Below are 20,561 nucleotides of genomic sequence, written 5' to 3' on the forward strand. Positions count from 1 at the left end.
TCACATAACCGTCCTGAGTCATCAGACGTCAGGTCAGATTTCGGCCAAAACTGTTGTATGCACACAAGTGCGCACTCAGGACGCGTCCTGGGCTGCGAACAGCCGGGCGAACCGGCCGTCCGGTTGCGCCATCAGCTCCGGATACGTCCCGCACCGCACCACCGACGCGTCGTCGATGACGTAGATCCGGTCCATCTCCCGCAAGGTCCAGGCCCGGTGCGACACGACGATCGTGACGCGGGTGTCCTTGGTACGGCGCAACCCGGCGAAGATCTCGCGCTCCGCCTCGGCGTCGATGGCCGAGGTGGGCTCGTCGAGGATCCAGACGCCGGCGTTGCGCAGGTGGATCCGGGCCAGCGCGAGCCGCTGCCACTGCCCACCGGAGATCCCGGTGCCGCCCCACTGCTGACCCAACTGCGTGTCGAGCCGCAAGTCCGCGGCGAAAGTGTCCGCCAACGCGGCCCGGACGTCACGATCCGAAGCCGCGTCGCGCCCGTCGATCAGCACCCGACCGGAATCCGGGCTCAGGCCACCGACCAGCACATTGACCGCCGTGGACTTCCCCGCGCCGTTCACCCCGACGAGCGCGACCATCTCACCCCGCCGGGCCTCGATCGAGACTCCGCGCAACGCCGGCCCGGCCGCGCCCGGATAGCTGAAGCTGACGTTGTCGAGGGCAACGGATTCGACGTCCGGCACGACGCGCTGCGGCGGCGTCACCGGGACACTGCCGACGAAGCGACGGTACCGCCGGTCCTGCGGTGCCGCGGTGACGATGGAGCCGAAAGCGTAACCACACAAGCGAATCGCGTTCAGTCCGGAGATGGTTCCGACGACCGCGGCGGCGGCCGCTCCCCCGGAGGCACCGCCCGCAACCAGCGCCAGCAGAGCGCCCCCGAACAGCAAGGCAGTGACCAGACCGGCGGCGACGCGACCCCGCTCATCGGTTCCGTCGCCGCCTGACTGGCTTCGAGCTCGGTGACCACGCAGGAGCCAGCCGGGGGTGACCCGGACGGCGTCGGACAGGGAATCGCGGGCGGTGCGGACGGCGTCCTGAAGCGGAAGCAGCACGGGGATCCTCTTTCACGCAAGGCAGGCCGGAGCCGCGCTGAGGGTCTCAGCGCGGTTCACGTCGGGCCGTCAAGTGCGTGCGATTCCGTTCGGCGAGGAATCCAGAGGCAGATCACGTGGTGACGCGACTACGAGATCGACGGTACCCCCTCACAGGGGCGGGATGTTCTGGTTCAGGTGGAAGAGGTTGCCCGGGTCGTACTTCCGCTTCAGGGTCTGCAGGCGGTCGTACGTCGCGGCGCCGTAGGCGGAGCGGATCCGGTCGGTGCCCTCGTCGGTGAGGAAGTTGACGTAGACGCCGGACTGGTGCGGCTCCATCGCGCGCCACGAGTCGCGGACCCACTCGCGCTGCTCCTCGAAGCCGTCCGGGCCGAGCGTGACCCCGACGAAGTTGATCGTGTGCCCGTTCCCCCGCCCGCCGAACGCCGTGCTGTCCGCGGGCCCCCGGGAGATCGCGCCGCCGAGGTGGAAGATCGGGTACGCCGTGTACGGCGAGTCGATCGCGAGACCGCGGGCGGCCGCGATGTCGATCACGTCGTCGGTCAGCTCGGCGACGTCACACGCCCGCATGTAGTACCACCGGCCGTGCGGGAAGCTCGGGTCGAGCATCGACTGGAGTTCCAGGTACGGCTTCGGTGTCACCGTGTCCAGCAGCGGCGGCGCGAACGCCTTGAGCGGCGCCACCGCCTTCTCGCCGTCCTCGACCGGTCCGGCGTAGCAGGCGACGACCGCCACCACCGGGCGCCCCTGCAACTCGGTCGGGATCGTCGGTGTGGCAGGCAGCCATCGGTGGATCACCGCGGTGGTCAGCTCGTCGGGTACGTCGGTGATCCAGTCGCGGTAGAAGCGCATGAACTCCGGCGACCGCTCCATCGGCCACGCCACCAGACCGGCGTACAGGATCGGGCCGACCGGGTGCAGCCGGAACTCGAACTCGGTGACGATGCCGAAGTTCCCGCCGCCACCACGGATGCCCCAGAACAGGTCCGCGTTGACGTCTTCGCTCGCGGTGACCAGCTCGCCCTCGGCAGTGACCACGTCGACCGAGATCAGGTTGTCGATACTCAACCCGTATTTGCGCATCAGCCACCCGATCCCGCCGCCCAGCGTCAGACCGGCCAGACCGGTATGCGTCACGATCCCCGACGGGGTGGCGAGACCGAATGCCTGGGTCTCGCGGTCCAGCTCACCGAGCAGCACACCGGCTTGCGCCCGGGCAGTACGTCGTACCGGATCGACCCGGATGCCCTTCAACAGCGAGAGATCCAGCAGGATGCCGCCGTCGCAGGTCGAGTGGCCGGGGAAACTGTGCCCGCCTCCCCGGACCGCGACCGGCCCACCGGTACGACGCGCGTACGCCAGCGCCGACCGGAGATCGGCGACCCCGGTACACCGGGCGATCAGCCCCGGCCTGCGGTCGATCGACCCGTTCCAGACCTTCCGGTGTTCGTCGTACGTCGGCTCGCCCGGATGGATCAGCTCCCCACGGAAGTCCGCACCGAGTGCCTGAATCTCCGAAGTAATAGTGCTCATGACCAGCTCCCGCCCCCGAGTCCCCCAGGTCGCTGTCACCGGCCAGTGTGCTCCCGAGTCACGGGGGCTGTCGAGGTCCTCAGGATCCGGTGATGGGGAGCAACTGCGTGATCAGTGCGTCGGCTGTCCACTGCTCCCACCGGCTGGGGCTCCAGCCGCGGCGGATGGTGAGGTACTGGTACATCTCGGGGCTCTGCAAGGCGAGGGCGATGTCGATCGCCGTGGCCGTGTCGACGCCGTCGCGAAGTGGATTTCTCGCCGCGAGAGCGCCGATGAACTCCGCCATGACCACGGCGCGCTGGGTGTTGTTCGTCTCCCACAGTTCCGCCAGGTCGGAGTCGGCGGACGCGGCGCTGGCGACCACTTGGAGCACGGGTGCGACGCGTTCGTAGATCTCGCGGGACAGCCGCGCCAGCTCCCGCAGTTGCAGCACCGGATCGGGGCCGGCGATCGCGGCCCGCACCCTCGGCCGCTCGAGGGTCGGCACGGGTTCCTCGTCGCCGGCGACCGCGACGTCGAGGATCTCCTTGAGCAGTGCGCTCTTGGTGCGGAACGTGAAGTAGAGCGTCTGCACCGCCATGCCGGCTTCGTCGGCGATGGCCTGCATCGAGGTCGCGGCGTACCCGCGCTCAGTGAACAGCGTCAGCGCCGCCGCACGCATCCGGCGCCGGTTGGCGCGCGCCTTGTCCGCTCTCGAGGTGGCCGGGCCGGCCGAGGGGTTCATGGCCTCAGCCTATCAGTTGACTAGAGTGTCCCTCTAGTGATCCACTAGAGGAACACTCTAGTGACTTGTGACCGACTGGGAGAACCACGACCGATGAGCGAAACCCTTGCGCACTCCGGCAGCACACGCCGGCTCCTCCGCACCACAGCGCGACTGACCGCGTTCACCGGCGGGCCGGTCTTCTGGCTGGGAACGCTGCTGCATCCGGCCCGGGACGGGTGGAGCATCGCGGCCGTCGGCGAGCGCTACGGCCTCACGCATGACATCCAGGCGGCGGGCCTGCTGCTGCAGGTCATCTGCCTGGCCAGTGTGATCGCGCTCGGCACCCAGATCACCGGGCGCGGAGACCTCCGGTCCTGGTACGCCGCTCTGACCGGCACGCTGCTGTGGTTCGCCCTGATCGTCTTCGACGGGTCGCACAACCCGGTGCGAGCCGAGTACGCACCGAGCCTGGTGCACGAGCCGGCCGACCTCGACACGCCCGCAGCGCTCATCGTGTTCCCGGCCCTGCTCGTCTTCCCGCTCGGGTACGTCTGGCTCGCCCGCACCCTCGGCAGGCACGGCCTGCGCTGGGCCGGAGTGCTGCTCGGCGTGGGTGCCACCGTCTACACGATCGGCGGGCTGTTCATCTTCACGTCCGGGCCGCGGTTCGGGCTCATCCAGTTGTTCGAAGTCGCCGGCGCAACGGCGTACGCCGTCGGCTACGTCCTCCTCGGCCGCGCCGCCACCACCAACCTCGACCAGGCCGGCTGATGACTTCGTCCGGCGCCGAAACTCCTGACGACAGCGCGGCCACGATCGTCCAGGCCCTGCTGTCGCCGACAGGGCGGGCCGATCCTTTCCCGCTCTACGCCGCCGCCCACCGGATCGGCCCGGTCCTGGCCGTCACCGACAGCGTCTTCCTCGTGGCCGGCTACGCGGCCGTCAACCAGGTGCTCCGGAGCCCTGGCTTCGGCCTGCCGGACACGGCCCCCAGGCTGCGCGCACCGGCCGCCGACCCGACCGCCGGCGCCGCGCTGCGCCTGATGGAGCGGTCGATTCTGCGGACCAACCCACCGGATCATGGCCGGATGCGCTCGTTGATCGCCCAGGTGTTCACACCGCGACGGGTGGCTGCGCTCGAACCGTCGATCGTGGCCGCGGTCGACACGCTGGTCGACCGGCTCGCCGAGGCCGGAGCCGACGGCCGCACGGTCGACTTCATGGACCGCTTCGCCTTCCAGTTGCCGGTCACCGTCATCTGCGAACTGCTCGGGATCCCCGCCGCCGACCGCGCCCGCTTCCGCCCACTGGCAGCCGAGCTGACCGCGGCGCTGGAACTGGCCGGCGAGGCGGACGGTCCCGCCGACGAGGCGGCCCGCGAGCTCGGACGGTACTTCACTCCCCTGATCGGCGAACGTCGCCGGGCGCCGGGCGACGACCTCGTCAGCGCGTTGGTGGCAGCACGCGACGCGGAGGACGGCCGCCTGTCCGACCAGGAGTTGCTGGCGAATCTGATCCTGCTGCTGGTCGCCGGCTTCGAGACCACGACGGACCTGCTCGGAAACGGTCTCGCGATCCTGCTGGACCGCCCGGATCTCGCGGCGGGGCTGCGGTCCGGCCGGATCACGACAGCAGCCTTCGTCGAAGAAGTCCTGCGGTTCGAGTCACCGGTGCAGGTCACGACCCGGGTCGCTCGCGCCGACGGCCTCGCGGCCGAAGACGTCCGCATCCCCCGAGGCAGCGACGTGATGCTGTTGCTCGGGGCAGCCAACCGCGACCCCGCCCGGTTCCCGCATCCCGATCGCTTCGATCCGGGCCGCGCCGGCAGCAAACCTCTCAGCTTCGGCGCCGGCCCGCACATCTGCATCGGCAACAACCTGGCCCGGCTCGAAGCCGCCGTAGCGCTGCCCCGCCTCCTCGACCGATTCCCCGGTCTGTCGGCAGACCCCGGCCGACAGCCGACCCGCCGCGACAGACTCGTCCTGCGTGGGTACCAGACCCTGCCGATCCTGCTCAGAGCGTGAAAGCGGCGGTGTCCTCGTCGAACGGGCCCATCACGGTCAGGGCCGGGGCGCCGGCGTACAGCTCGGCGGCCAGCCGGCTGACGTCGTCGAGGGTGACGGCGTCGATCCGGTGCAGGATGTCGTCGACGCTGGGCAGCTCGCCGTAGACGAGCTCGGCCTTGGCGATCCGGGTCATCTTGGCGCCGGTGTCCTCCAGCCCCATCACGACCGAGCCGCGCATCTGGCCCTTGCCGCGGAGCAGCTCGTCGGGCGTGATGTTGCCGCTGGCAATCGATTGGAGCTCGGCCCGGACCACGTCGAGGACCTCGGTGGCCTTCTTCGGCAGGCAGCCGGCGTACACGCCGACCATGCCGGAGTCGGCGTACGCCGAACCGAAGGTGAAGACCGAGTACGCCAGGCCGCGCTTCTCCCGGACCTCCTGGAACAGCCGGGACGACATCCCGCCGCCGACGATCCCGTGCAGCACACCGGCGACGTAGCGCCGGTCGTCGTTGCGCACCAGGCCGGGCATCCCGAGCACCAGGTGCGCCTGCTCGGCGTCACGCCGGTGGACCTGCACCCCGCCGTACGTCGGAATCGTTCTGACGGCACCACCTCGTAGTGGCGCGGGCTCGGCGTCGGCTGTCACCCAGTGCCGCTCGAAAGCCTTGCGGACCAGGCGGACGACGTCGGTGTGGTCGACGTTCCCGGCGACCGAGACGACGATGTTGGACGGCTTGTAGCGCCGGCGGTACCACCCCACGACCTGCTGGCGGGTCAGTCCGGCGACGGACTCCGGCGTACCGGTGATGGAGCGGCCGAGCGGGGACCTGCCCCAGAGCTGCTCGGCGAACAGATCGTGGATGTGGTCCGACGTCTCGTCGGCGTGCATCGCGATCTCCTCGTCGATGACGTCGCGCTCACTCTCCACGTCCTCGCTGGTCAGCGTGGCGGAGGTGATCATGTCGCAGATGACGTCGACCGCGAGCGGCAGGTCGGAGTCGAGCACCCGGGCGTAGTAGCAGGTGTACTCCTTGCCGGTGAACGCGTTCATCTCGCCGCCGACCGCGTCGATGGCGGACGAGATCTCCAGCGCGTCACGGCGCTCGGTGCCCTTGAACAGCAGGTGCTCGAGGAAGTGCGTGGCGCCGGCCAACTGCTCCGGTTCGTCCCGGGAGCCGACGCCGACCCAGACTCCGAACGTGACCGAACGGAAGCCGGGGACGGACTGGGAGAGCACACGAAGCCCGGAGGGCAGGACGGTCCGTTTCACCGGACCGCCCGCCTCCGGGCTCAGCAGTGTGCTGGTGGTTGCTCGAATCACTCGGCGGACTCGGCAGCCTTCTCTGCTGACTTGTCGTCTGCCTTCTTGTCCCCTTCATCGCCCTCGATGACCGGGATCAGCGAGAGCTTGCCGCGGTCGTCGATCTCGGCGATCTCGACCTGCAGCTTCTGACCGACGGACAGGACGTCCTCGACCGCCTCGACCCGCTTGCCACCGGCCAGCGGACGCAGCTTGCTGATGTGCAGCAGGCCGTCCTTGCCCGGCAGCAGGCTGATGAACGCACCGAAGTTGGTCGTCTTCACGACCGTGCCCAGGTAGCGCTCACCCTTCTCCGGCATGGTCGGGTTCGCGATCGCGTTGATCGCGGCCCGGGCCGCCTCGGCCGACGGACCGTCGGTCGCGCCGATGTAGACGGTGCCGTCGTCCTCGATCGAGATGTCGGCGCCGGTGTCCTCGGTGATCTGGTTGATCATCTTGCCCTTCGGGCCGATGACCTCGCCGATCTTGTCGACCGGGACCTTCACCGAGATGACCCGCGGCGCGAACTCGCTCATCTCACCCGGCGCGTCGATGGCCTTGGCCATCACGTCCAGGATCGTCAGGCGGGCGTCCTTGGCCTGGGTCAGCGCACCGGCCAGCACGCTGGCCGGGATGCCGTCCAGCTTGGTGTCCAGCTGCAGGGCGGTGACGAAGTCCTTCGTGCCGGCGACCTTGAAGTCCATGTCGCCGAACGCGTCCTCCGCGCCCAGGATGTCGGTCAGCGCGACGTACTGCGTCTCACCGTCGACCTCGCCGGAGATCAGGCCCATCGCGATACCGGCGACCGGCGCCTTCAGCGGCACACCGGCCGACAGCAGCGACAGCGTCGAGGCGCAGACCGAACCCATCGAGGTGGAGCCGTTCGAGCCGAGCGCCTCGGACACCTGACGCAGCGCGTACGGGAAGTCCTCGCGCGACGGCAGCACCGGCACCAGGGCCCGCTCGGCCAGCGCGCCGTGACCGATCTCGCGGCGCTTCGGCGAACCCACCCGGCCGGTCTCACCGGTCGAGTACGGCGGGAAGTTGTAGTTGTGCATGTAGCGCTTGCGCGTCTCCGGGGAGAGCGTGTCCAGCTGCTGCTCCATCCGCAGCATGTTCAGCGTGGTGACACCCAGGATCTGGGTCTCGCCGCGCTCGAACAGCGCCGAACCGTGCACCCGCGGGAGCACCCGCACCTGCGCCTTGAGCGGCCGGATGTCGGCCAGCCCGCGGCCGTCGATGCGGACCTTCTCCTTGAGCACGCGCTGGCGGACCAGCTTCTTGGTCAGCGACCGGAACGCCGCGGACAGCTCCTTCTCGCGGCCCTCGAAGTCGGCGGCCAGCTTGTCCACCGTGGCGGCCTTGACCGCGTCGGTGGCGTCCTCGCGCTCGTGCTTGCCGGCGATGGTCAGCGCCTGGGCGAGCTCCTCGGAGGCAGCGGCCTCGACCGCGGCGAACGCGTCGTCCTGGTAGTCCGGGAAGACCGGGAACTCACCGGTCGGCTTCGCGGCCCGCGCGGCCAGGTCGGCCTGCGCCTCGACCAGCGTCTTGATGAACGCCTTGGAGGCCTCGAGGCCCTCGGCCACGATCTCCTCGGTCGGCGCCTGCACACCGGAGGCGACCTTCTCGAAGGTGCCCGGGGTCGACTCGGCCTCGACCATCATGATCGCGACGTCACCGGTCTCGGTCACCCGGCCCGCGACCACCATGTCGAAGACCGCGTCCTCGAGCTCGGTGTGGGTCGGGAACGCCACCCACTGGCCGTCGATCAGCGCGACGCGGACGCCGCCGATCGGGCCGGAGAACGGCAGGCCGGCCAGCTGGGTCGACATCGACGCGGCGTTGATCGCGAGGACGTCGTACAGCTTGTCCGGGTTCAGGGCCAGGACGGTGATGACGACCTGGATCTCGTTGCGCAGGCCGGACACGAACGACGGCCGCAGCGGGCGGTCGATCAGCCGGCAGGTCAGGATGGCCTCCTCGGACGGGCGGCCCTCCCGGCGGAAGAACGAGCCCGGGATCCGGCCGGCGGCGTACATCCGCTCCTCGACGTCCACCGTCAACGGGAAGAAGTCGAACTGGTCCTTGGGCTTCTTGCTGGCCGTGGTGGCCGACAGCACCATCGTGTCGCCGTCGAGGTAGGCCGCGGCGGAGCCGGCGGCCTGCTGGGCCAGACGGCCCGTCTCGAAGCGGATGGTGCGGGTGCCGAAGCTGCCGTTGTCGATGACGGCTTCAGCGAACTCTGCGCCCTCCATGGGCGCGCTTGTGGATCCCGACACGGGATACCCCTCTCTAGCAGTGTGACGACTGCGAGGCGCGAGCTTCCGGGGTGCCGGTCTTCGATCGAGGCCCGCGGGTGTCTTGTCGCCACCCGAAAGCCACTACCGAGGACCGGTCGTCCTCCCGCCACGCGCTTCGCGTCGCCTCGTACGTCTTGCGTGCTTCTGTCTTCAGTTGTCGGTGTTCAGTTGTGACCCGCACCCATGATTCGGCACCGGGCGCGGATACGCCAGGAGCGGCCACCCGGACTCGGGGGCCGCTCCTCGCGACGTCATCGGCGAAGGCCGAGCCGCTCGATCAGGGACCGGTAGCGGTTGATGTCCTTCTTCGCCAGGTAGTTCAGCAGCCGGCGGCGCTGGCCGACGAGCAGCAGCAGGCCACGACGGCTGTGGTGGTCGTGCTTGTGCTCCTTGAGGTGCTCGGTGAGGTGCGCGATGCGGTGCGTCAGCAGCGCGACCTGGACCTCGGGGGACCCGGTGTCACCCTCGGTCAGGGCGTACTCACCCATGATCTTCTTCTTCGTGGCGGCATCAACAGATGACACGGAGTTCCTCTCGATTTCCGTTGCGCGGCGCACCGGGGCATTCTTCACCCGAGCACTCTCGGTCCGCGGCCGTTCAGACGGCAGCGCCAAGGGTATCAGTCCGTGGACGCGTCACCCTAATTCTGGGTAAGGATGCGGCGCGCGCCGTCGACATCGGCCTTCATCTGGACCAGCAGCTCGTCGATGCTGTCGAAACGGATCTGGGTACCGCGCAGCCGGGCGACGAAATCCACCGCGATCCGGGCGCCGTACAGCTCCAGGTCGTCGCGATCCAGCACGTACGACTCCACCCGCCGGTCCACGCCGTCGAAGGTGGGGTTGCTGCCGACGCTGATCGCGGCCGGCAGGCGTTCGGCGTACGACGGCCCGCCGGCAGCGGGCTCGAGCACGGTCAGCCAGCCCGCGTACACGCCGTCCAGCGGGACCGCGGCCGTCGGGTCGGCGGGGAGGTTGGCGGTCGGGTAGCCGAGCTCGCGACCCCGCTTGTCCCCCTCGACGACCACTCCGGTGACCCGCAGCGGCCGCCCGAGCGCCTCGGCGGCGGCCTCGACGTCACCCTCGGCGATCCGCTCCCGGATGTACGTCGACGACCACGGCTGCGCGTCGCCGGCCAGGCTCAGGCCCTCGACCTGGAACCCGTCCTTGGCGCCGGCCGCGACCAGCGTGTCCACGTGGCCGGCGGCCTTGTGACCGAAGCGGAAGTTCTCGCCGACCACGATCGCCTTCGCGTGCAGAGCGCCGACCAGCACCCGCTCGATGAACTCCTCCGGCGACCAGCCCGACACCTCTTTGGTGAACGGGAGGATGAGCACGGCGTCCGCGCCGTGCCGGCCGAGCAGCTCGGCCCGCTCCTCGGGCTCGCTGAGCATCAGCGGCGCGTGATCCGGCCGCAGGACCCGCATCGGGTGCGGGTCGAACGTCAGCGCGACGACCGGCAGGCCACCCAGCTCGGCCGCCCGCGCCTTGGCGTGCGCGAGCACCTCCTGGTGCCCTCGGTGTACGCCGTCGAAGTTGCCGATGGTGACGACCGCCGGCCCGAATTCCGGGCTCACCTGGTCCAAACCGTGCCAGACACGCATGACAGCAGGATTCCATGTCGCGGTGGCGTTCCGCGCAGCAGGTCCACGATCACCCCTTGTGATCGGGTGGTGACTCAACCTAGGGTGGGGCCCGCAACGCCCGAGCCTGGGGAGGGTCCTGTGAAGCTACGCCGTCTGGTCGCCGCCTGCGCGTCCCTGGTTCTGGCCGGCTGGCTCCCGGTCGCTCAGGCCGACGCCGCGCCCAGGTTCACCAAGTACGTCGCGCTCGGCGACTCGTACACATCGGCGCCGCTCGTCCCCTTGCCGGACCTGCTGTCGCTCGGGTGCGCGCGCTCGTACAGCAACTATCCGAAGATGCTGGCGGCCGCGCTGAGGATCTACCGGTTCACCGACGTGAGCTGCGGTGGGGCCGACACGACGAACATGACGCAACCGCAGAGCACGCCGATCGGGACGGCCGCGCCGCAGTTCGACGCGCTGACGCCGGACACGGATCTGGTCACGCTCGGGATCGGCGGCAACGACTTCGGCGTGTTCGGCGACATCGTCGGCACGTGTCCGGGGTTGCGGGCCAGTGATCCGACCGGTGCGCCGTGCGAGGCGCACTTCACGGTCAACGGCGTGGACACGCTGAAGGCGAAGATCGCGGAGACGCAGACGCGGATCGCGATCGTTGTCCAGGGCATCAAGGCGAGGTCGCCGAAGGCAACGATCCTGCTGATCGGCTACCCGAAGATCGCGCCGGAGCACGGCACCTGCCCGTCGATCCTGCCCTTCGCCGACGGCGACTACGGCTACCTCTACTCGATCGAGCAGGCGCTGAACTCCGCCGTGTCCGCGGCTGCCGCGGCGGGCGGAGCGACGTACGTCGACACCTTCGGCCCGTCGACCGGGCACGACGCCTGCGCGCCGGACGGCCAGGCGTGGATCCAGGGCAAGGACATCAACCTGCTCCGGGCGCTGAACTACCACCCCCGCTACGAAGGCCAGGCCGGCGTCGCGTCCCTGATCTACAAGACGCTGGTCGGCAAGCCGGCCGTCGTCACCGCTGCGGAGCAGTCGGAGTGGGCCGCGCACGCCCGTGCGCTGGCTCGCCAGGCCTCCGCTTCTCCCCAGGCCCTCGAGGCCTCCCTGAACCGCCTACGGACCAGCGCGCAACGCTGACCCTTTCCAATCCGTACGGCGGACCCCGGGCCGAGCCACCTCACGCGTGGCTCGGCCCGGTGGTGTTCACAACCGCCCGGTGAGCTCGGTCAGCGCCTGGCCCAACGGGAGGTTGATGCGGTGGGTGGCGTACGGGTCGCCGCGGGTCAGGCCCTGGTTGATGATCAGGACCTCGGTGCCGGACTTGGCGGCGTGGCGGACGAAGCGGAAGCCGGACATGACGGTGAGGGACGAGCCGAGGACGAGGACGGCGTCCGCGTCGTCGATGAGCCGGTAGCAGCGCTCGACCCGGTTCTTCGGCACGTTCTCGCCGAAGAAGACGACGTCGGGCTTCAGTACGCCGCCGCACGCCGTGCAGTCGACCAGCCGGAAGCCACCGACCGCCTCCGCGGGGAGCTCCGCATCACCGTCAGGGTTGATCCGCGTCACCTCGGCCTCGAACTCCGGATTCGCGCCGCGGAGGCGACGGTCGAGCACCTCGCGGGCCGAGGTCGTCCCGCACTGGAGGCACATCACGCGGTCGAGGTTCCCGTGGAGCTCGATCACGTCGCGGGCGCCGGCGGCCTGGTGGAGGCCATCGACGTTCTGGGTGATCACGCCGCTGAGGTAACCGCGGGCCTGAAGCGCCGCGACCGCCCGGTGGCCGTCGTTGGGTGCCGCCCGCGCGATCGTGCGCCAGCCGAGGTGGCTGCGGGCCCAGTACCGCTGCCGTCCGGACTCGCTCGCCACGAAGTCGCCGTACGTCATCGGCGTATGCGTCCGCAGGCTGCCCGTCTCACCCCGGTAGTCCGGGATGCCCGACTCGGTGGAGATCCCCGCTCCACTCAGTACGACGACGTTTCCACCGGCCACGATGTCCGCGACGGGCCGGACATCCGCCGCACCAGGCTCCAACGCCAGCACCTCGGGCCCGGGAGCCCACTGCAATGTCGGACGAGAACGCACCCCACCAGGGTAGCCAGTCGGTGGGCAGCTATCGTCCGCCCGAACACCGCGACGGAGGGAGTCGAGAGTGGAACGGCAATGGCAAGGGATGATGCTCCGGTCGTTTCGGCTCGTGCGCGACGATCTTCGGACGGCTCTCGACGGGGCGACGCCCGAGCAGCTGGACGACCGACCGCTTCCCGGCTGCAACAGCGTCGGCTGGCTCGCCTGGCACATCGCCCGAGGCCAAGACCGCAACCTGTCCGAGCTCGTCGATCGCCCACAGCTGTGGCTCTCCGCCGGCTGGGCAGCTCGTTTCAACCGCACCGCCGATCCAGCAGACACCGGCTTCGGCCACACACCCGAGCAGGCCGCCGCTTTCCGCAGCCCGGCGGTCGAGGTCGTCCTCGCCTACCTCGACGCCACCCACGGCCTCGCCGAGAACTACCTGCCGTCCGCCTCCGACGACGACCTCCACCGCCTCGTCACAAGCCCGACTCTCGGCAACACCCACACAGTCGAGGAACGCCTGACCGGCCAACTACACGACTCCACCGCCCACTTCGGCCAAATAGCCCTCCTCCGAGGCTCCTAACCCCCAGTTGCAACCCCGGCAGCCCGCCAAACCCGCACCGGCCCAAGCACGGCCGCCGGCGAGCGATGGCCCGAGCCCGCCCCGGCTCACTCAATGCGGGCCGCGCCCCCACTCAATGTGGCACCCCGGCTCACACAATGCGCGCCACGCCCCACTCAATGTCGCACCACGGCTCACACAATGCGCGCCACGCCCCACTCAATGTCGCACCACGGCTCACACAACGCGGACCGCGCCCCACTCAATGTGGTGCGCCGGCTCACTCGATGCGGGGTGGGCCGGCTTTTAGGCGGCGTTCGGCTGTGGCTCGGGCTGTGGTGGGGTCCATTGAGGACCAGTCGGCGTCTATCCACCAGGTGGCGCCGGCGTTGGACCAGGGGCGGACGGTGTCGGCGGGGTTGGGGTCTTCGGCGGAGGTGGTGCCTTCGGCGACTACGTCGTACCCGTCCATCGTCAGGCCGTGGGCCGCACGTTCGCGGCGGATCCAGGCGACTCCCTCGGCGAGGAGCTCCGGCGTCAGTTCGCCGGGCTGACCGCCGGGCGGAACGATGTAGTTCGGCAGCCAGCCGTCCTGCAGCGCGGCCCGGCGCATCGACTTCGGTCGCGGCCAGGCGCCGACCACCCAGGTCGGGATCCGCGGCTGCTGCACCGGTGGCGGCGGGGCCGGCGGCATCAGCTCGGGGATCTTCTTCGAGCGGTAGTGCTGACCGGCGTACTCGAACGGCTCGTCGCGCCACAGGTACTGCAGCATCTCCAGCGACTCGTCCATCAGCTCGGCCCGGACCTTCCGCCCAGGATCGTCCTCGAACAACCAGAACCGCTCCTCCCCCGCCACCCCGAGCCCGACCGCCAGCGTCACCCGCCCGTTGCTCAGGTTGTCCACCGTCGACGTCTGCCCCGCCACATCCCACGGTTTCCGCCGCGGCAACGGCGTCAGCATCGTCCCCAACCGGATCCGCTCGGTCGTCATCGCCGCCGCCCCGAGCATCACCCAGGCGTCGATCCCCCAGATCGACTCCCACACGAAGAACCCGTCCCACCCGTGCTCCTCAGCCAGCGCAGCCAACTCGGCCGCCGCCCGCGCATCCCCAGCCGCCATCACGAACCCGTATCTCATCCCCCGACGGTAGAACGCCGGACCGACAAGATTCAGGACTTCACGGCGTGAACGAGCCGCCGGGTGAGCTGCCGGGTCGTCAGCAGGTGCGCGAGCCTGCTGGACTGCTCCTCAGCCTCTTGCCAGCGCGGGTCGTCACCGTGGGCCTTCGTCAGCACCTCGTCGATGCGCTCCGCCTTCTGCCGCCACTCCGCGGGCTCGCCCCCCAGCGCCTCGGTCAACTCGCGGACGCTGAGCCCTGTCTGCCCGAGCAGATCGCCGAGTTCGTCCAGGCTTGGGAACTCATTCCCTCGCGGCAGCTCGCTGTGCAGTCCAGGCTCAGCCACCAGGACCAGCAAGCCGACCGAACCACCCCACCGCACGACCCTTCTAAGCTCCCGAAGCACCGCGAGCTTGTCGTGCACGGTGCAGAGCACTCCGATGCACCAGGCCACGTCGAACGCACCGTCGCCGAACGGGAGGTGGTCACCGCTCGCACAGATCGCCGTACGCCCGAAGATCCGGCGCTCCGCCCGGCAGGCGTCTTCCATGGGGTCGACCAGCACTGGACGTACGCCGTACTCCGCGGCAGCCCACGCGGACGCGCCACCGACACCGGCGCCCACGTCGACCAGGGACACCGCGGGTCCAACGCCGCAGGACCGGGCGAGCCAGTCCAGCAGCGCGGGATCCCCGCTGCCGCGACATCCGGCGACGATCGCGTACTCATCACCTAGCTCCGCCACAGCGTCAGCCGTCCACGTCGCGACTGTGCCGAACTCGGCCCGCTGTTCGTCCCCGCCATCCCCACCACGCACACCCATACAACTCAAGTACCCACGCTTCCCCTCCCACGTCCAGTGGCCCGAGGGCTCGGAGCACCGCGGTCCGTGGGAGGAGGTCGACTCCGGCGGATGCCCGCAACCCGGGCGACGGCCGGCGGCGGCAGCCCGCAACCCGGCCCGGCGTCGCCCTTCGAGTCGCCGCGCCGCGGCAGGAGCAGCCCCGCAAACCGGCGGACTCACACCAGCCGCGTTCCGCGGGAGAGGTCGACCGCAGGCGGCAGCCTGCACCTCCGGGCGACAGCCCGAAACCCGGCGGCGGCAGCCGAAAACTGGCGTCACGACGCCGGCCGCGAAGTGCAGTCACCTCGGCAACCACGGTTCGCCGGTGGTTGACCGCGGGCGGCAGCCCGCAACTCCGGGCGGGAGCCCGGCACCAGGCGGGCGGCAGCCCGCGACTCCGGGCGGGAGCCCGGCACCAGGCGGGCGGCAGCCCGCGACTCCGGGCGGGAGCCCGGCACCAGGCGGGCGGGAGCCCGCCAACCCGCAGGCGATAGCCCGCGAACTAACCAGCGGGTGGGTGGGGCGGACGGCGTAGCACGCGACGAAGGAGCGCGCGTGCCGGCCGCGACGGGCTCACCACGCGAGCCGGGAAGTGCAGTCACCTCCGCAACCGCGGTTCGCCGGGTGGTTGACCGCGGGCGGCAGCCCGCAGCTCCGGGCGACAGCCGGACACCCGGCGGCGGCAGCCGCGGACCCGGCGGGCGGCAGCCCGCCAACCCGCAGGCGATAGCCCGCGAGCTAGTCAGGGGGTGGGTGGGGCGGACGGCGTAGCACGCGACGCAGGAGCGCGCGTGCCGACCGCGAGGGGACGAACCTCAGCTGACGAAAACAGCCGTGGGTTTGGCTAGAGGCCCGTGGGGTTCGTAGAGGGCCAGGAAAGTCCCGGTGGGGTCGAACATCGCGGTTTGGCCGGGCTGGAGTTTGAGGCCGGGTAGCGGCCGCCCGGTGCGGATGGCGGCGGCCTGGTCGGCGTCGGCGTCGTACCGTGGGAAGGTGCCGGCGGCAACGTCCGCGATGGGCAGCCACGCGAAGTCGTCGGCCAGCGCCTCGAGCGTGTGCGCCCCGGCCAGGCCGAAAGCACCAACCCGGGTACGCCGAAGTGCCGTCAGGTGACCACCGACACCGAGCTCGGCCCCGAGGTCGCGAGCCAGCGCCCGGATGTACGTCCCACTGGAGCAATCCACCGAGACATCCACGTCGATCCCGTCGGCAGACGCCCGTACGTCGAGGATGTCGTACCGCGACACGGTGACGGCTCGCGCCTTCAGGGCGACCTCTTCGCCCGCCCGGACGCGTTCGTACGCGCGACGCCCGTCGACCTTGATCGCGGACACCTTCGACGGGACCTGCGAGATCTCGCCGCGGAAACCCGCCACCGCCGACGAGATCGCCTCGGCCGTGACACCGTCGACCGAGGCCGTGGTCAGCACCGAACCTTCGGCGTCGTCCGTCGTCGTGGTCGCACCGAGCCGGATCGTCGCGTCGTACGACTTGTCCGCCAGCTGGAGATGACCCAGCAGCCGAGTCGCCCGGTTCAGGCCCACGACGAGTACGCCGGTGGCCATCGGGTCGAGCGTGCCGGCGTGGCCGACCTTGCGGGTGCCGGCCAGCCGGCGGATCCGGGCGACGACGGTGTGCGAGGTCATCCCGCCCGGTTTGTCGACGACGACGATGCCGTCGGAGGACGGGGTGAAGTCAGTGCTCAACGCAGCGCTCAGTCCTGCTCGTCCTCGTCGTCGTCCTTGTGCTTGTACGGGTCCGCGTCCCCGGCCGGCTTGGCGCCCGCGGCGGACTTGGCCACCTCGGCGTCGGCCATCCGGGCCTTGGCCAGCAGCTCCTCGATGTGCCCGGCGGTCTCCGGCACGGCGTCCAGGAAGAACGCCACGCTCGGGCTGTGCCGCAGGCCGAGGGCCTTGCCGACCTCGCTGCGGATCAGGCCGCGCGCGGACTCCAGGGCCGCGGCGGTCGACGCCCGCGCCTGCTCGTCGCCGTACACGGTGTAGAAGACACTGGCCTCGCGCAGGTCGCCGGTCAGCCGGGCGTCCGTCACGGTGACGAAGCCCAGCCGGGGGTCCTTGACCCGGCGCTCGAGCAGCTCGGCGACGAGCACCTGGATCCGATCGGCCAGCTGCTTCGCCCTTGCTTCACCCATCAGGGCTCACTCCCTCATTCACAAGTAACGTCCGGAGAGACAACCGCCTCTCCGGACGTTACTCCGGTGCCCGGAGGACCCGGGCACCGACTGCTGTCAGTTACGCGGCTTCTCGCGGAGCTCGAAGGACTCGACGATGTCACCGATCTTGATGTCGTTGTAGCCGTTCACCGTCAGACCGCACTCGAAGCCCTCGCGGACCTCGGACGCGTCGTCCTTGAACCTCTTCAGCGACGACAGCTCGGTGTTGTCGACCACCACCGCGCCGTCCCGGATCAACCGGACCTTGGCATTGCGGCGGATGAGTCCACTGGTCACCCAGCAACCGGCGATGTTGCCCACCTTCGAGGAGCGGAAGATCTCGCGGATCTCCGCCTGGCCGAGGACGGCCTCCTCGTAGATCGGCTTCAGCATGCCCTTCAGGGCCGCCTCGATGTCGTCGATCGCCGCGTAGATGACCGAGTAGTACCGGACATCCACGCCCTCGCGCTCGGCCAGGTCACCGGCCTTGCCCGCCGGCCGCACGTTGAAGCCGATGATGACGGCGTTCGACGCGATGGCCAGGTTGACGTCGTTCTCGTTGATCGCACCGACGCCGCGGTCGATGACGCGCAGGTTGACCTCGTCGCCGACCTCGATCCGGACCAGGGCGTCTTCCAGGGCCTCGACCGAACCGGACACGTCGCCCTTGAGGATCAGCAGCAGCTCCTGCGTCTCGCCCTTCTCCATCGAGGCCATGAAGTCCTCGAGGGTCCGGCGCGCACGACGCTTGGCGTTGGCGGCCGCCCGAGCGCGAGCCTCGCGCTTCTCGGCGATCTGCCGGGCCATCCGGTCGTCGTCGACGACCAGGAACTTGTCACCCGCACCCGGTACGGCGGTCAGACCGAGCACCAGGACCGGACGCGACGGCGTCGCCTCCTCGACCGGGTCGCCGTGCTCGTCGAGCATGGCCCGGACCCGGCCGTACGCCGGTCCGGCCACCATCGAGTCGCCGACCCGCAGCGTGCCGCGCTGCACCAGCACGGTCGCCACCGGACCACGGCCCTTGTCGAGGTTGGCCTCGATCGCGATGCCCTGGGCCGGCATGTTCGGGTTGGCCCGCAGGTCGAGTGCCGCGTCCGCGGTCAGTACGACGCCTTCGAGCAGCCCCTCGATGTTGATCCGGGACTTCGCCGACACGTCGACGAACATCGTGTCGCCGCCGTACTCCTCGGGAACCAGGCCGTACTCGGTCAGCTGACCGCGCACCTTGGCCGGGTCCGCGCTCGGGACGTCGATCTTGTTCACCGCGACCACGATCGGGACGTTCGCCGCCCGGGCGTGGTTCAGCGCCTCGATCGTCTGCGGCATCACGCCGTCGTCGGCCGCGACCACCAGGATGACGATGTCGGTGGCCTGCGCACCACGGGCACGCATGGCGGTGAACGCCTCGTGACCCGGGGTGTCGACGAAGGTGATGGCCCGCTGCTCGCCGTCGACCTCGGTCGTCACCTGGTACGCACCGATGTGCTGGGTGATGCCACCGGCTTCCTTGGCGACCACGTTGGCCATCCGGATCGCGTCCAGCAGCTTGGTCTTACCGTGGTCGACGTGACCCATCACGGTCACCACCGGCGGCCGCTTGACCAGGTCGCCCTCGTCGCCTTCGTCGGAGCCGAAGTCGATGTCGAACGACTGCAGCAGCTCGCGGTCCTCGTCCTCCGGGGACACGATCTGCACGTCGTAGTTCAGCTCGGTGCCGAGCAGCTGCAGCGTCTCCTCGTTGACCGACTGGGTCGCGGTCACCATCTCACCGAGGTGGAACAGCACCTGCACCAGCGACGCCGGGTCGACTCCGACCTTCTCGGCGAAGTCCGTCAGCGACGCACCGCGAGCAAGGCGCACGACCTCGCCGTCACCGTGCTTGACGCGCACGCCGCCGACGGCCGGAGCCTGCATGTTGTCGAATTCCTGGCGCTTGGCCCGCTTCGACTTGCGACCACGACGCGCCGGACCACCCGGACGCCCGAAGGCACCCTGCGTTCCGCCACGACCGCGGTTGCCCGGACCCGGGCGGCCACCGCCGCCACCGGGCGGGCCGCTGGGGCCGCCGCCACCGGGACGGAAGCCACCGCCACCGCCGCCGCCACCACTGCGCGGACCGGCACCCGGTCCACCCGGACCGCCGCCGGGACGGCCGCGGCCACCGCCGCCGCCACCCGCGCCACCGCCGGGACCGGACGGACGGCCGGTGAACGTACCGGCCGAGGACTTCGGCATCATCGCCGGGTTGGGGCGCGGCGCGCCGGGCACACCACTCGGGCGCGGCCGGTCGTTACCGCCACGGCTGTCGCCACCGCGGGCCTGCGGCGGACGCGGCGCCATCCCGGCCGGGCTCGCACCCTGGCCGGATCCGCCACCCTGACCGCCCGGACCGGGGCGAGCGCCACCGCGCTGCATGCCCTGGGTCGAGCTGAACGGGTTGTTGCCCGGACGCGGCGCACCCGGACGCGGCGCACCACCCTGGCCACCTGGCCGCGGCGCACCGGGGCGAGGGGCTCCCGGACGGGGCGCACTGCCCTGGCCGCCAGGCCGGGGCGCACCCGGACGCGGGCCGGAACCCGAGCCACCCGGACGCGGACCCGGACGGGCCGACGTCTCGGCTGCCGGACGCTGCGCGGCCGGAGTCTCCGGCTGAGCGGGCGCCGGGGCCGGCGCCGGAGCGGCCGGCGTGGCCTTCGCGGCCGGAGCCTCGAACGACGGCGCGGCCGGAGTCTCCGCCTTGGCCGCCGGAGCGGTCTCGGCCGGAGCGGTCTCCTGCCGCGGCGCCGGCTTCGGGCCAGGACGCGGCCCGGGCTTCACGCCCGGGGTCGGGACCGACTTGACCGGAGCCGGAGCCGACTCCACCTTCTGGGCCACCGGCGCCTCCGCCTTCGGGGATTCTGCGACTGGCACCGGGGTCGCCTCAGCGGCCGGCGCGGTGCGCTCGGCCGGGGCCTTCGGTGCGGTCTTCCTGGCCGGCTCGGCAGGGGCGACCGGTGCGGTCGCCTGCGGCGCGGCAGACGTACTCGCGGCGGCCTTCTTGGCCGCGCGCTTCTTCGGCGGGTTCTTCTCGAACTCCTCCGCCAACCGCCGGACGACAGGTGCCTCGATCGTCGAGGATGCCGACCGGACGAACTCGCCCATGTCGTTCAGTCTGGTCAGAACGACCTTGCTGGTAACTCCGAGCTCCTTCGCGAGCTCGTAGACCCGGACCTTTGCCACTACTCTCCCTCTGGTCCGAGCCTGGGCGCGGACCGTTAGTTGACGTACGTGCTCATCGCATT

17 protein-coding genes are annotated in these 20,561 nt (G+C 70.4%); 4 read left to right on the plus strand and 13 right to left on the minus strand.

Features of this window, described 5'->3' with window-relative positions; translation table 11 throughout:
- Positions 1-75 precede the first annotated feature (75 nt).
- The 3 genes from ACZ6O0_RS19180 to ACZ6O0_RS19190 form a co-directional block, all read right to left on the minus strand.
- Positions 76-1,071: an ATP-binding cassette domain-containing protein gene (locus ACZ6O0_RS19180; RefSeq protein WP_465766255.1), complete on the minus strand. Its 996-nt coding sequence runs from the start codon at positions 1,069-1,071 to the stop codon at positions 76-78.
- A 150-nt stretch (positions 1,072-1,221) separates the two neighbouring features.
- On the minus strand, positions 1,222-2,604 hold the full coding sequence (locus ACZ6O0_RS19185; protein WP_465766256.1) for an FAD-binding oxidoreductase: 1,383 nt from the start codon (positions 2,602-2,604) through the stop codon (positions 1,222-1,224).
- Between the two features lie 79 nt (positions 2,605-2,683).
- The gene (locus ACZ6O0_RS19190) at positions 2,684-3,328 is read right to left on the minus strand and encodes a TetR/AcrR family transcriptional regulator (protein ID WP_465766257.1); all 645 of its coding nucleotides are present in this window, start codon (positions 3,326-3,328) and stop codon (positions 2,684-2,686) included.
- Between the two features lie 93 nt (positions 3,329-3,421).
- On the opposite strand from ACZ6O0_RS19190, the gene ACZ6O0_RS19195 reads away from it, so the two are divergent.
- Both ACZ6O0_RS19195 and ACZ6O0_RS19200 read left to right on the plus strand, forming a co-directional pair.
- Positions 3,422-4,081: a hypothetical protein gene (locus ACZ6O0_RS19195; RefSeq protein ID WP_465766258.1), complete on the plus strand. Its 660-nt coding sequence runs from the start codon at positions 3,422-3,424 to the stop codon at positions 4,079-4,081.
- Complete coding sequence (locus ACZ6O0_RS19200) at positions 4,081-5,334, plus strand: cytochrome P450 (protein ID WP_465766259.1); 1,254 nt, start codon at positions 4,081-4,083, stop codon at positions 5,332-5,334. Before ACZ6O0_RS19195 ends, ACZ6O0_RS19200 begins: the two co-directional genes overlap by 1 nt.
- Here the strand turns inward: ACZ6O0_RS19200 and ACZ6O0_RS19205 are convergent.
- From ACZ6O0_RS19205 to ACZ6O0_RS19220, 4 genes are all read right to left on the minus strand, one after another.
- On the minus strand, positions 5,324-6,637 hold the full coding sequence (locus ACZ6O0_RS19205; RefSeq protein WP_465766260.1) for a M16 family metallopeptidase: 1,314 nt from the start codon (positions 6,635-6,637) through the stop codon (positions 5,324-5,326). The genes ACZ6O0_RS19200 and ACZ6O0_RS19205 overlap by 11 nt on opposite strands.
- A complete protein-coding gene (locus tag ACZ6O0_RS19210; RefSeq protein WP_465766261.1) occupies positions 6,634-8,871 on the minus strand; it encodes a polyribonucleotide nucleotidyltransferase in 2,238 nt (745 codons plus the stop codon). The genes ACZ6O0_RS19205 and ACZ6O0_RS19210 overlap by 4 nt, the downstream gene beginning before the upstream one ends.
- Before the next feature lie 296 nt (positions 8,872-9,167).
- Entirely contained in the window at positions 9,168-9,440 is a 273-nt protein-coding gene (gene rpsO, locus ACZ6O0_RS19215; RefSeq protein ID WP_130379758.1) for a 30S ribosomal protein S15, read from the minus strand.
- 116 nt (positions 9,441-9,556) lie between these two features.
- Positions 9,557-10,519 carry a bifunctional riboflavin kinase/FAD synthetase gene (locus tag ACZ6O0_RS19220; protein WP_465766262.1) on the minus strand — a complete coding sequence of 321 codons (963 nt, stop codon included), beginning with the start codon at positions 10,517-10,519 and terminating at the stop codon, positions 9,557-9,559.
- Between the two features lie 120 nt (positions 10,520-10,639).
- On the opposite strand from ACZ6O0_RS19220, the gene ACZ6O0_RS19225 reads away from it, so the two are divergent.
- A complete protein-coding gene (locus tag ACZ6O0_RS19225) occupies positions 10,640-11,644 on the plus strand; it encodes an SGNH/GDSL hydrolase family protein (protein WP_465766263.1) in 1,005 nt (334 codons plus the stop codon).
- 66 nt (positions 11,645-11,710) lie between these two features.
- Here ACZ6O0_RS19225 and ACZ6O0_RS19230 read toward each other — a convergent pair whose 3' ends face one another.
- Positions 11,711-12,589 carry an NAD-dependent protein deacetylase gene (locus ACZ6O0_RS19230; RefSeq protein WP_465766264.1) on the minus strand — a complete coding sequence of 293 codons (879 nt, stop codon included), beginning with the start codon at positions 12,587-12,589 and terminating at the stop codon, positions 11,711-11,713.
- Positions 12,590-12,701: 112 nt separating this feature from the next.
- On the opposite strand from ACZ6O0_RS19230, the gene ACZ6O0_RS19235 reads away from it, so the two are divergent.
- Positions 12,702-13,163 carry a DinB family protein gene (locus ACZ6O0_RS19235; RefSeq protein WP_465766265.1) on the plus strand — a complete coding sequence of 154 codons (462 nt, stop codon included), beginning with the start codon at positions 12,702-12,704 and terminating at the stop codon, positions 13,161-13,163.
- Between the two features lie 259 nt (positions 13,164-13,422).
- Here ACZ6O0_RS19235 and ACZ6O0_RS19240 read toward each other — a convergent pair whose 3' ends face one another.
- The 5 genes from ACZ6O0_RS19240 to infB all read right to left on the minus strand — a co-directional run bounded on the left by ACZ6O0_RS19240 (position 13,423) and on the right by infB (position 20,499).
- Positions 13,423-14,280 (minus strand): LLM class flavin-dependent oxidoreductase, encoded by an 858-nt coding sequence (locus tag ACZ6O0_RS19240; protein ID WP_465766266.1) that lies wholly within the window; start codon positions 14,278-14,280, stop codon positions 13,423-13,425.
- 32 nt (positions 14,281-14,312) lie between these two features.
- Positions 14,313-15,083 (minus strand): class I SAM-dependent methyltransferase, encoded by a 771-nt coding sequence (locus ACZ6O0_RS19245; protein ID WP_465766267.1) that lies wholly within the window; start codon positions 15,081-15,083, stop codon positions 14,313-14,315.
- A gap of 836 nt (positions 15,084-15,919) precedes the next feature.
- Positions 15,920-16,810: a tRNA pseudouridine(55) synthase TruB gene (truB, locus tag ACZ6O0_RS19250; RefSeq protein ID WP_465766268.1), complete on the minus strand. Its 891-nt coding sequence runs from the start codon at positions 16,808-16,810 to the stop codon at positions 15,920-15,922.
- Positions 16,811-16,818: 8 nt separating this feature from the next.
- Positions 16,819-17,256 (minus strand): 30S ribosome-binding factor RbfA, encoded by a 438-nt coding sequence (gene rbfA / locus ACZ6O0_RS19255; protein WP_465766269.1) that lies wholly within the window; start codon positions 17,254-17,256, stop codon positions 16,819-16,821.
- A 96-nt stretch (positions 17,257-17,352) separates the two neighbouring features.
- Complete coding sequence (gene infB, locus ACZ6O0_RS19260; RefSeq protein ID WP_465766270.1) at positions 17,353-20,499, minus strand: translation initiation factor IF-2; 3,147 nt, start codon at positions 20,497-20,499, stop codon at positions 17,353-17,355.
- Positions 20,500-20,561: the final 62 nt, after the last annotated feature.

The sequence above is a fragment of the Kribbella sp. NPDC048837 genome, from assembly GCF_055586945.1.